Below are 11,926 nucleotides of genomic sequence, written 5' to 3'. Positions count from 1 at the left end.
GATCCGCCGTGCGTCCCGCGTAGCGACCACTGAGCCGCCGCTGTAACAGACCGAAGGCCCGCCCCTCGGCGGAGGGGCGGGCCTTCGGATACGTACAGCGGCGGCTCAGTGGTCGCTACGCGGGACGCACGGCGGATCGGACAGCCAGGCAGCGAGCCAGCCGCCGAACGCCCTCGCGCGTCAGCCCGTCGCGGCCGGAACGTACGGTGCCAGGTCCGCGGCCAGTTCCTCGTGCACCCGGGCCTTGAGCAGGGTGCCCTCCGGGGTGTGCTCCTCGGAGATCACCTCACCCTCGGTGTGGGTGCGGGCGACGAGCTTGCCGTGGGTGTAGGGCACGAGCGCCTCGATCTCCACCGAGGGGCGTGGCAGTTCGCTGTCGACGAGAGCGAGCAGCTCGTCGATGCCCTGGCCGGTGCGGGCCGAGACCGCGATGGAGCGCTTCTCGTTCCGCAGCAGCCGTTGGAGGACCAGCGGGTCGGCCGCGTCCGCCTTGTTGATCACGACGATCTCGGGTACGTCGGTGGCGCCGACGTCCCTGATCACCTCGCGTACGGCGGCCAGCTGCTCCTCCGGGTTCGGGTGCGAGCCGTCGACCACGTGCAGGATCAGGTCGGACTCGCCGACCTCCTCCATCGTGGAGCGGAACGCCTCGACCAGGTGGTGCGGCAGATGCCGGACGAAGCCGACCGTGTCGGCCAGCGTGTACAGCAGTCCGCTCGGGCTCTCGGCCCGGCGCACGGTCGGGTCGAGGGTGGCGAACAGGGCGTTCTCGACCAGCACGCCCGCGCCCGTGAGGCGGTTGAGCAAGGAGGACTTGCCGGCGTTGGTGTAGCCCGCGATGGCGACCGAGGGCACCTTGTTGCGCCGACGCTCCTGGCGCTTGATCTCGCGGCCGGTCTTCATCTCCGCGATCTCCCGGCGCATCTTCGCCATCTTCTCGCGGATCCGACGCCGGTCCGTCTCGATCTTGGTCTCACCGGGACCACGGGTGGCGAGGCCGCCGCCCTTGCCGCCGCCCATCTGCCGGGACAGCGACTGACCCCAGCCTCGCAGTCGCGGCAGCATGTACTGCATCTGCGCGAGCGCGACCTGTGCCTTGCCCTCCCGGGACTTGGCGTGCTGGGCGAAGATGTCGAGGATCAGGGCCGTACGGTCGATGACCTTGACCTTGACGACGTCTTCGAGGTGGATGAGCTGGCCCGGGCTGAGCTCACCGTCGCAGATGACGGTGTCCGCGCCCGTTTCGAGCACGATGTCGCGCAGCTCGTCGGCCTTGCCGGAGCCGATGTACGTCGCCGCGTCCGGCTTGTCGCGGCGCTGGATCACGCCGTCGAGCACGAGCGCGCCCGCGGTCTCGGCGAGAGCGGCCAGCTCGGCCAGCGAGTTCTCCGCGTCCCGTACCGTGCCCGAGGTCCAGACCCCGACGAGTACGACGCGCTCCAGGCGGAGCTGGCGGTACTCGACCTCGGTGACGTCCTCCAGCTCGGTGGAGAGGCCCGCGACTCGGCGCAGGGCCGCACGGTCGGAGCGGTCGAACTGGTCGCCGTCCCGCTCGCCGTCGATCTCGAAGCTCCAGGCGACGTCCTCTTCCATCAGGGCATCGGCCCGAAGACCTTCGGTGTTGTTCTGCGCGAAGGCGCGCTGTGCGGCCTGGGAAGGGGATGAAGAGGAGGTCATTGGATCCTTACGTCGAAGGGGATACCGGAGAGACAACGGATCGAGATCCGTCACTGGCGACAACGCCCGGGCCGTCCGGGAGATTCCCCGAACGGGCCTCGGCCGACCCTGATCCTGCCCCTGGGGGAGATCTTGCCCCTGGAGGACCGGACCCCACCAGGTCGGGTGTGGGCCGCGCCGCCGACTCGAAGATGGTCGCACGGCACGCCCCGTCTCGTCACGCGGGTTATTTCCCGCCCGCACACCGGGTGAACCCGCCTACCACCCGCCGAGTACCACCTACCGCTTCACCGATGCCTGCGCCGGGGCCGGGGCCGGGGCCGACTTCCAGTCCGGGTGCCCCGGCATGGGCGGCGTCTTCTCCCCGTACAGCCAGGCGTGGAAGAAGACAGCAAGGTCGCGTCCGGCGATCGTGGAGGCGAGCTGCTGGAAGTCGGCGGTCGAGGCGACGCCGTCACGGTGGAGGTACACCCAGGCCCGCTGCAACCGCTCGAAGGCGGAGCGGCCGATCTCCTGGCGCAGGGCGTACAGGAAAAGCGCGGCACCGTCGTAGACGTTGGCCCGGAAGATGCCGATCTTCTGGCCGTCCTTGGGCTTCTTCGGTGCCGCCAGGGGTCCCCCGGTGGCGCGCCAGCCGTCGGAGGAACCGTAGGCGGCCTTCATGCGCTCCGCCATGGGCCGCCCGGCGGTCTCCTCCGCGTACAGGGCCTCGTACCAGGTGGCGTGGCCCTCGTTCAGCCACAGGTCGGACCATGTGCGAGGGCTGACGCTGTTGCCGAACCACTGGTGTGCCAGCTCATGCACCATGAGCGACTCGATGTACCACTTCGGGTACTCGGAGTGCGCGAACAGGTCTCTCTCGAAGAGAGAGAGGGTCTGCGTCTCCAGTTCGAAGCCGGTCTGCGCCTCGGCGATCAGCACTCCGTACGTCTCGAAGGGGTAGCGTCCGACCTTCTCCTCCATCCACTCGATCTGGGCCGGTGTCTTCCTCAGCCACGGTTCGAGCCTCTCGCGGTCCTTCGTGGGGACGACGTCACGGACGGGCAGACCGTTCGGCCCGGCCCGGTGCAGCACCGCGGAGCGGCCGATGGAGACCTGGGCGAGTTCGGTGGCCATGGGGTGCTCGGTGCGATACGTCCAGGTGGTGGCCCCGCGGGCGCTGTCCTTGCCGACGGCCAGACCGTTGGAGACGGCCGTGTAACCGTCGGGCACGGTGACGCGGACGGTGAACATCGCCTTGTCGGAGGGGTGGTCGTTGCAGGGGAACACCACGTGCGCGGCGTCGGCCTGATTGGCCATGGCCAGCCCGTCGGCGGTGCGCAGCCAGCCGCCCTCCTCGTCGCCCGTGTACACGGGGTCGCTGGTGTGCCGCACGGTGATGCGCACCCGGCCGGCCGCGGGGAGCGGTTCCCGGGGTGTGATCACCAGGTCCTCGCCCGCGCCGGTGAAGGCGGCGGGCGCTCCGTCGACCTCGACCGAGTACGCCTTCCCGTGGGTGAAGTCAAGATTGACCAGTTCGAGCCGGGAGGTCGTCCGGGCGTCGATCGTGGTGACGGCCGTGAGCGGCTCACGGTTGCTGCCGGTGTACGTGAAGGCGAGGTCGTACGACTGCACGTCGTACCCCGGGTTGCCGAGGTGCGGGAAGAGCCGGTCACCGATGCCGAGGGGTACGGCGGGCGAGGGCGCGCTCGCGGCGATCAGGCAGACGGAGACGGCGGAGGCGAGCAACGCCACCTTGGTGCGACGGGTTCTGGCGCCCGGTTCGGGCGGCGTACGGCGGGGTCCGAGGCGTGGCGCGAGGAACGTGCGGCGAGTCCTGGTGTATGGGGTGAGCGGCATGGATCACCGCTACCAGCGCGCCTCCGCCGCGCGCCGACGACGCGCGGCGGGCCCACTCGAACGGGGACCACCGGGCGCCGCCCACTGGACTCACCGTGACGCGGTCGCCGCCTGGTGCTGGGCGCGTCCGACGTCGTACACGCCGGGCACGTTGCGCATGGCGCGCATGAGGCTCGGGAGGTGGGCCGCGTCCGGGAGTTGCAGCGTGTACGTGTGGCGGACGTGCTGCTGGGCGGGGGGTTCGACGGTGGCGGAGACGATGGCGACGCCCTCCAAGGCGATGGCTTCGGTGAGGTCGGCGAGGAGGTGGGGTCGCTGGAAGGATTCGGCAACGAGCGTGACCCGGCACTCGGTGGTGTCCCCCCAGCTCACGTCGACCGCCGCGCGCCCCAGGCCCTTCATTCGCGCCACGGCGGCGCACTCGACGCGGTGCACGGTCACCACCCCCCCGCGGACGGCGAACCCGATGACCTCGTCGGGCGGTACGGGCGTACAGCAGCCGGCGAGACGGGCGTTCGCCTCGGGCCGGCCGACGACGACCACGGCGCTGGTGGCGCCGGGTGCGGCGGCGGGCTCGTCGGGGGCGGGGCGGGGGGCCGGTGCCTCGTCCCGGCGTTCGCCGTCGAGGGCCTCCTGCTCGTCGGCGGTGGGCTGGGGGTGGGTGGCGAGCCAGCGCTGGATGGCGATGCGCGCGGCGGGTGTGTGGGCGTGCTCCAGCCACTCTCTGGAAGGCTCCGAGGCCGGGTCCTGGCCCATGAGGAGCTGGACGGTGTCGCCGTCCCGCAGGACCGTGCTCAGAGTCGCCAGGCGGCCGTTGACGCGGGCGCCGATACAGGCGTGCGCGTCCTCGCCGTACTGCGCGTACGCGGCGTCCACACAACTGGCGCCCTCGGGAAGCCCCAACGCTCCCCCGTCGGGCCGGAACACGGTGATCTCGCGGTCCTGGGCGAGATCCTCGCGCAGGGTCGACCAGAACATGTCGGCGTCCGGCGCGGCCTCCTGCCATTCGAGCAGCCGGGAGAGCCAGCCGGGCCGCGTGGGGTCGGCGCGCTCCACGTCGTCCACGGCCCGCTCCGCGTCGGTCCGCCGGCCGTCGGTCTGCTCCTCCGAAGGAGGAGCGTACGGATTGCCCAGCGCGACGACGCCGGCCTCGGCGACCTTGTGCATCTGGTGCGTACGGATGAGGACTTCGGCGACCTGTCCGTCCACGCGGGCGACGGCCGTGTGCAGCGACTGGTACAGGTTGAACTTCGGTACGGCGATGAAGTCCTTGAACTCCGAGACCACCGGCGTCAGACAGGTGTGCAGCTCGCCGAGGACCGCGTAGCAGTCGGCGTCCTCGTTGACGAGCACCAGGAGGCGGCCGAAGTCGGTCCCGCGCAGCTGCCCGCGTTTTCGGGAGACCCGGTGCAGGGAGACGAAGTGCCGTGGCCGGATGAGGACTTCGGCCTGGATGCCGGCCTCGCGCAGGACTCCGCGCACCTCTTCGGCGATCTCGGCGAGCGGGTCGTTCTCCTGGGCGGCGTTGTCGACGATGAGCTCGCGTGTGTGCTCGTACTCCTCGGGGTGGAGGATCGCGAAGACGAGGTCCTCCAGTTCGGTCTTGAGCGCCTGGACGCCGAGCCGTTCGGCGAGCGGGATGAGGACGTCCCTGGTGACCTTGGCGATGCGTTCCTGCTTCTCGGGGCGCATCACACCGAGGGTGCGCATGTTGTGCAGCCGGTCGGCGAGTTTGATCGACATCACGCGGACGTCGTTGCCGGTGGCGACGAGCATCTTGCGGAAGGTCTCGGGCTCGGCGGCGGCCCCGTAGTCGACCTTCTCCAACTTGGTGACGCCGTCGACGAGATAGCGCACTTCCTCGCCGAACTGCTCGCGCACCTGATCGAGCGTGACGTCGGTGTCCTCGACAGTGTCATGGAGCAGAGAGGCCGTCAGGGTCGTGGTCTCCGCGCCGAGTTCGGCGAGGATCAGGGTGACGGCGAGCGGGTGGGTGATGTACGGCTCGCCGCTCTTGCGCATCTGGCCGCGGTGCGAGGACTCCGCGAGGAGGTACGCCCGGCGCAGCGGATCCAGGTCGGCGTCGGGGTGGTGGGCACGGTGGGCCTCGACGACATGGCTGATCGCGTCGGGCAACCGGTCGCGGGTCGTCGGGCCCAGGAGTGCGGCGCGTCCCAGGCGGCGCAGGTCGATACGAGGTCGGCCCTTCCTGCGGTGCGCTGGTGGCGGCGCAGGGGCGGGCGATACGGCGGGGTTCGTGGCCTCCGCGCTCATGGGCACCTCCGGCTGCGTGGACCGGCGGACGGGTGCCCCAGGGCGTGCGGCGGCTCGGGGTTCGTGTCGTTCCCCCGTCCGTGCCGGTGCTTGATGCTACCGAGCCCACCACGCCCGTCCGACCGCCTCTCGCCGAGCGTGAAACGGATCACCCATTCGAGCGAAGGTTCTGGCGTTTACGATTTCAAGCCACCCCATTGTGGAGTGTTCCGTTGATTCGAACCCCTGAATGCCTCACAGGCTTGGATGTTGATGGCATCCCGGCTACGCATACCGCCATCTCAAGCCTGACAGGGCCTCAACGGGCCACGCTTTCCAGCCACTTGAGGTCGATCTCGCCCTCGGCGACGATCACCGCGGGACCGGTCATCTCGATCTCGCCGTCGGACCGCTCGGTGATCACCAGGGTCCCGCCGGGCACATCGACGGTGTAGACGGCCGGGGTGCCCGTCTCGGCCGGGTCGGCGCCGTCGCGGCGGGCGGTGGCCACGGCGACGGCGCACGCGCCCGTGCCGCAGGAGCGGGTCTCCCCCGAGCCGCGCTCATGGACCCGCATCGCGACATGGCGGGGGCCCCGGTCGACGACGAACTCGACGTTGACCCCGTCCGGGTAGGCGGAGGCGGGGCTGAAGGGCGGCGCCGAGTACAGATCACCGGCGTCGGCCAGGTCGTCGACGAAGGCGACCGCGTGCGGGTTGCCCATGTTCACGTTGTGCGCGGGCCAGCTCCGCTCGCCGACGCTCACGGTGACGTCCCCTCCGGGGAATCTCGCCTTGCCCATGCCGACGGTGATGTCGCCCGTGCCGGAGCCGCTGGTGGATGCGGTCTTCGCGATGTGGACGGTCTTCACGCCCCCGCGCGTGGCGACGGCGAGGTCGCCCTCGGTGACATGGCCGGCGTGCTGGAGGTAGCGGGCGAAGACCCGGACGCCGTTTCCGCACATCTCCGCGATCGATCCGTCGCCGTTGCGGTAGTCCATGAACCACTCCGCCTCGGCCGCCATCTCCTTGGCCTCGGGGTGCGCGGCCGAGCGCACGACGTGCAGCACGCCGTCGCCTCCGATGCCCGCGCGCCGGTCGCACAGGGCGGCGACGGCGGCCGGGGACAGGTCGATGACGTTCTCGGGGTCCGGGACGATCACGAAGTCGTTCTCAGTCCCGTGACCCTTGAGGAAGGCGATCCGCGTGCTCATTCCTCGATCGTACGGGCTGGCTACGACACCGTGTCGCCACCGTGACCAGCCCTCGCCGGCCGGCGGCTGCGCAGCGCACCCGGAGGAGCGTCGCCGGCCCGGGCCTCAGCGGAGCCGGGCCACCCGCCACACGGCCAGTACGGCCACCGCGGCGACCACCAGGGCGTAGGCCAGCACGACTCGCCAGTCGGGGCGGCGGCCGGAGCCCCGCTGGGGCAGGCCGGGCCATGTGTAGCCGACCTTGCGGGCGGCCATCATGCCCCAGCCGGCCGCGGTGGAGCAGATCAGCAGGCCGAGCATGGCGACCACGGCGCCGCCGTCACCGAACTCGAAGGCGAGCGGGAAGGCGAACATCAGGGAGCCGACCGCGGCGAGGCCCACGATGGGAGCGAGCTGCCACAGACGCAGTCTGCGCTGCGGGCGCAGTTCGACCTCGACCTCCGGTGCGGACATCTCGTCCGGTTCCGGTCCGTCGTCGCTCACGCCGTCCGGAGCTTGGTCGTCGGGCCCGTCCGGGCTCAGCGGTTCGCCGTCGGAGTCCAGTGCGTACCCCTCGGTAACCAGCTGTTCCCCGTCCTCCGCGGCACCGTGCTCCGCGCCTTGTGCGGTGTCGCGAGGGCCGGCCTCCATCGCCACGCGCCCTCCCAACTCGGACTCCACTTGGTCGATCGAAGCTCGATGATGGCACGCCCCCGCAGGCCCGGATGACCGCCGGAGCGACCCGATGCCATGACGTGATCAGGCTGTAACCGGTCGTTCGACCAACGCCAGCGCGAGCTGCGGGAGTTCTGTCAGGTCCGCGACTCCCCCCTTGAGCCAATGCACCCTGGGGTCGCGCCTGAACCATGAATCCTGACGGCGCGCGAAGCGCTTGGTGGCACGTACGGTCTCGGCCAGGGCCTCGTCCATGGTGCACTGCCCGGAGAGCGCCGCGAGGACCTGCTGGTAGCCAAGCGCGCGTGATGCCGTACGCCCCTCACGCAACCCCTGCGCCTCCAGTGCGCGCACTTCCTCGACCAGCCCGGCCTCCCACATGCGGTCGACCCGGCGCGCGATGCGCTCGTCGAGCTCGGGGCGCGTCACATCGACGCCGATCTGGACGGTGTCGTAGACCGAGTCATGCCCCGGGAGGTTGGCCGTGAAGGGCCGGCCGGTGATCTCGATCACTTCGAGGGCTCGGACGATCCGGCGGCCGTTGCTGGGCAGGATCGCCTGGGCCGCCTCGGGGTCGGCGGCGGCGAGCCGGGCGTGCAGGGCGCCGGAGCCACGCAGCGTGAGCTCCTCCTCCAGCCGGGCCCGGACCTCGGGGTCGGTGCCGGGGAACTCCAGGTTGTCGACGGCCCCGCGCACGTACAGCCCGGAGCCGCCCACCAGGATCGGCCAGCGGCCCTCGGCGAGCAGGGCGTCGATGCGCGCCCTGGCGAGCCGCTGGTACTCGGCGACGCTGGCGGCGACCGTGACGTCCCAGATGTCCAGGAGGTGGTGTGGGACTCCGGCGCGCTCCTCGGGGGTCAGCTTGGCGGTGCCGATGTCCATCCCCCGGTAGAGCTGCATGGAATCGGCGTTGACGACTTCGCCGCCGAGCCGCTGGGCCAGGAAGACACCGAGATCGGACTTGCCCGCCGCGGTCGGCCCGACGACGGCGATGACCCGCGGGGCGGGAACTGCGCTACTCACCGCCCCAGTCTCGCAAATGTCGGGACCTCTTCTCGAACGAGCTACGTGACGCTACGCGATCGGGGTCGTTGCTGTTGCGAGTTCGAAGCGCCGATTTCGAGTGCCGGTGACCCGGCTGACGCAATCGGACGCTCCGGGAAGCGCGGTAATTAACCCGCATGAGTAGCATTGAGGTCGATATGGGCGTTTTTTCATTGTTCCGACGAAAGGCGAAGGACGCGGACGAGGCCACCGAGCCGACCACCGCGACGGCCGCCGAGACCGAGGCGGAAGGGGCCGGCAAGACTGACAAGGCCGAGGACGAGGCCGGGCCCGAGGCCTCCGCGGTCGAGACCGACGCGGCGGACGGGGCGACCGAGCCCGAAGCCGGGGACGACGAGACCGGTGCGGCGGACGAGGTGGAGATCCCCAAGCAGCAGACCGCCGAGCAGGCCGGCGAGGGCGCCCGTAAGTGAATGACCCGCGCGGGAAGGTGAACCATGGGTCTTAGGGATAATTTGAAATCCAAACTCTCCCCTGCCAAGGAAAAGGTCTCGCACCTCGCGCAGAAGCACGAGGAGAAGATCCAGCACGGTCTCGACAAGGCCGCGCATGCGGTCGACAAGAGGACCAAGGGGAAGTACAGCGAAAAGATCCAGTCGGGCACGGGCAGGGCCAAGCACGCCATGGACCGACTCGCGCACAAGGACGCCGAGGGCGGCGGCCCCACGCCCCCGCCTCCGCCTCCGCCTCCGCCCGGCGAGGCGGCACCGCCGCCCCCGACTTCCTGAACCCCCTCACATCGACGGACGGCCGCGGAGTGCATGAGCCTCCCGGCCGTCCGCCGTATCGGTGCGAGGTGCCGCGAGCCGTGTCCTGTGCGGGATTCCCCAGGGCGTTCGGCGCGTGCGACCGTGGCTACGACCAGGCCGCCACCAGGTACCCCACCCCGTACGGCGCTTCGTCGTACAGCAGGGTGCCGCCCAGGCCGACGTGCTCGGCGGCACCTGCGAGGACCTGCCAGGGGGCGCGCCCGGAGGCCTTGAGTTCCTGGGCCAGCCCCGCGTCGAGCGCCTTGAGGGCGGCGATGTCCGCGGTACCGAGCGCCCGGGCGATCCCCGCGTCGAAGTCGGCCGCGCGGTCGTCCAGGTAGCCCGGGGCCTTGAGGGTGCGGCATGCGCTGGCGTCTCCCATCACGAGCAGGGCCACGCGCTCGGCGGATCCGGCGATGTCCCTTCCGAGTTGGATACACCGCTCGGCGGCGAGGAGTTCCCCCACGCCGAGACCCCGTACGGGAGCGTCGGCCCAGTCGGTGTGGTCCAGCAGCCAGGCGGCCACGGCGAGGGAGGCGGGCAGCGCGGGTGCGGCAGACGGCGCGTCCGGGGCCCTCGTACCGCCGCGGCCCAGGCGGACGTCGAGATCCACCCCGAACCCCCGGAACGAGCCGCGCGCGCCCTCCTCGTACGACCCGCCCTCCTCTGCGGGGCCCACGACCACCAGCCGGTCGGGACAGGCGGCCGCGAGCACACCGAGCGCATCCGCACACGCGTCCCGCGCGGCGTCCAACTCGGGCGCCGCCCCCGCGGCCACCTCGGGCACGAGCAGGGGCGGACAGGGGCAGACGGCGGCGGCGACAAGCATGATCGGCAGGGTAACGCCGCAGGACGACCGGGTGTCAGTCCTCGATCAGCACGTCGGTGAGGTTGCGCCGCGGGACTCAGTCGCAGCCGCAGCCACTCCCCGTGGCCGCCGGCAGCGGCTCCGGGGCCCCGATCTTCGGCAGGCCCAGCATCACGCCCGCCGGCTTCGCCGCCTCGGCCGCGTTCCGCTTCTCCCAGGCGTCGCCCGCGCGCGTGCGGCGTACGTCGAGAACGGCCCCCTCGGCGAGAAGGTGGTGCGGGGCGGCGTAGGTGATCTCGACGGTGACGACGTCGCCGGGGCGGACCTCCTGGTCGGGCTTGGTGAAGTGGACCAGACGGTTGTCGGGGGCGCGGCCGGAGAGGCGGCGGGTGGCGCCGTCCTTGCGGCCCTCGCCCTCGGCGACCATCAGCTCCAGGGTGCGGCCGACCTGCTTCTTGTTCTCCTCCCAGGAGATCTCCTCCTGGAGGGCGACGAGACGCTCGTACCGCGCCTGGACGACCTGCTTGGGGATCTGGTTCTCCATGGTCGCGGCCGGAGTGCCGGGGCGCTTGGAGTACTGGAAGGTGAACGCCTGCGCGAAGCGGGCCTCGCGCACCACGTGCATCGTCTGCTCGAAGTCCTCCTCGGTCTCGCCGGGGAAGCCAACGATGATGTCGGTGGTGATCGCCGCGTGCGGAATGGCGGCCCGCACCTTCTCGATGATCCCGAGGTAACGCTCCTGCCGGTACGAGCGGCGCATCGCCTTCAGGACCGTGTCCGAGCCGGACTGGAGCGGCATGTGCAGCTGCGGCATCACGTTCGGCGTCTCGGCCATGGCGGCGATCACGTCGTCGGTGAAGTCGCGCGGGTGCGGGGAGGTGAAGCGGACACGCTCCAGGCCCTCGATCTTCCCGCAGGCCCGCAGCAGCTTGCTGAAGGCCTCGCGGTCGCCGATGTCGGAGCCGTACGCGTTGACGTTCTGACCGAGCAGCGTGATCTCGGAGACGCCCTCGCCGACCAGGGCCTCGATCTCGGCGAGGATGTCGCCGGTACGGCGGTCCTTCTCCTTGCCGCGCAGCGCCGGGACGATGCAGAACGTGCAGGTGTTGTTGCAGCCGACGGAGATCGAGACCCAGGCGGCGTAGGCGCTCTCGCGGCGCGTCGGCAGGGTGGAGGGGAAGGCCTCGAGCGACTCGGCGATCTCCACCTGGGCCTCGTCCTGGACCCGGGCGCGCTCCAGCAGGACCGGCAGCTTGCCGATGTTGTGCGTGCCGAAGACGACGTCCACCCAGGGCGCCTTCTTCACGATGGTGTCCCGGTCCTTCTGCGCCAGACAGCCGCCGACGGCGATCTGCATCCCGGGGCGGCTCGCCTTCTTGGGCGCGAGGCGGCCGAGGTTGCCGTACAGCCGGTTGTCGGCGTTCTCACGGACCGCGCAGGTGTTGAAGACGACGACGTCCGCGTCGCCGTCCGCCCCCTCGGGTGCGCGCACATACCCGGCCTCCTCCAGGAGGCCGGACAGGCGTTCGGAGTCATGGACGTTCATCTGGCACCCGTAAGTGCGGATTTCGTAGCTCTTGGGTGCTTGAACGTCCACTGCGAGGCTCCGGTCGCTGCTGCTGGTCATGGCTCAAGAGTAGGCGTTCCCCGGAGACCGCCGACCCGGCT

The 11,926-nt window shown here is 70.8% G+C and carries 10 protein-coding genes; 2 read left to right on the top strand and 8 right to left on the bottom strand.

The window, feature by feature from the left end; genetic code table 11:
* Positions 1-180 precede the first annotated feature (180 nt).
* From hflX to miaA, 6 genes are all read right to left on the bottom strand, one after another.
* Positions 181-1,677: a GTPase HflX gene (gene hflX / locus STRIP9103_RS10395; RefSeq protein ID WP_009307298.1), complete on the bottom strand. Its 1,497-nt coding sequence runs from the start codon at positions 1,675-1,677 to the stop codon at positions 181-183.
* Between the two features lie 279 nt (positions 1,678-1,956).
* The gene (locus STRIP9103_RS10390) at positions 1,957-3,516 is read right to left on the bottom strand and encodes a M1 family metallopeptidase (RefSeq protein WP_009307318.1); all 1,560 of its coding nucleotides are present in this window, start codon (positions 3,514-3,516) and stop codon (positions 1,957-1,959) included.
* Positions 3,517-3,606: 90 nt separating this feature from the next.
* Positions 3,607-5,790, bottom strand: a complete 2,184-nt coding sequence (locus tag STRIP9103_RS10385) for a RelA/SpoT family protein (RefSeq protein WP_199790526.1) — start codon at positions 5,788-5,790, stop codon at positions 3,607-3,609.
* A gap of 298 nt (positions 5,791-6,088) precedes the next feature.
* Positions 6,089-6,982 carry a diaminopimelate epimerase gene (gene dapF, locus STRIP9103_RS10380; RefSeq protein ID WP_009307307.1) on the bottom strand — a complete coding sequence of 298 codons (894 nt, stop codon included), beginning with the start codon at positions 6,980-6,982 and terminating at the stop codon, positions 6,089-6,091.
* Positions 6,983-7,087: 105 nt separating this feature from the next.
* Positions 7,088-7,618 (bottom strand): hypothetical protein, encoded by a 531-nt coding sequence (locus STRIP9103_RS10375; RefSeq protein ID WP_009307305.1) that lies wholly within the window; start codon positions 7,616-7,618, stop codon positions 7,088-7,090.
* A 102-nt stretch (positions 7,619-7,720) separates the two neighbouring features.
* On the bottom strand, positions 7,721-8,659 hold the full coding sequence (miaA, locus tag STRIP9103_RS10370; protein ID WP_009307291.1) for a tRNA (adenosine(37)-N6)-dimethylallyltransferase MiaA: 939 nt from the start codon (positions 8,657-8,659) through the stop codon (positions 7,721-7,723).
* A 194-nt stretch (positions 8,660-8,853) separates the two neighbouring features.
* Between miaA and STRIP9103_RS10365 the strand changes: the two genes are divergently transcribed.
* Both STRIP9103_RS10365 and STRIP9103_RS10360 read left to right on the top strand, forming a co-directional pair.
* Complete coding sequence (locus STRIP9103_RS10365; RefSeq protein WP_234022165.1) at positions 8,854-9,114, top strand: hypothetical protein; 261 nt, start codon at positions 8,854-8,856, stop codon at positions 9,112-9,114.
* A gap of 24 nt (positions 9,115-9,138) precedes the next feature.
* Complete coding sequence (locus STRIP9103_RS10360) at positions 9,139-9,429, top strand: antitoxin (RefSeq protein WP_009307309.1); 291 nt, start codon at positions 9,139-9,141, stop codon at positions 9,427-9,429.
* Positions 9,430-9,556: 127 nt separating this feature from the next.
* Here the strand turns inward: STRIP9103_RS10360 and STRIP9103_RS10355 are convergent, their stop codons facing one another.
* A complete protein-coding gene (locus tag STRIP9103_RS10355) occupies positions 9,557-10,279 on the bottom strand; it encodes a class III extradiol dioxygenase subunit B-like domain-containing protein (protein WP_009307294.1) in 723 nt (240 codons plus the stop codon).
* A gap of 76 nt (positions 10,280-10,355) precedes the next feature.
* Complete coding sequence (gene miaB / locus STRIP9103_RS10350; protein ID WP_009307293.1) at positions 10,356-11,885, bottom strand: tRNA (N6-isopentenyl adenosine(37)-C2)-methylthiotransferase MiaB; 1,530 nt, start codon at positions 11,883-11,885, stop codon at positions 10,356-10,358.
* Between the last annotated feature and the right edge of the window lie 41 nt (positions 11,886-11,926).

Origin of the sequence: Streptomyces ipomoeae 91-03, assembly GCF_000317595.1 — a bacterium.
In the GTDB taxonomy this organism is placed as follows: Bacteria; Actinomycetota; Actinomycetes; order Streptomycetales; family Streptomycetaceae; genus Streptomyces; species Streptomyces ipomoeae.
This window is presented reverse-complemented; position numbering and strand designations above follow the sequence as displayed.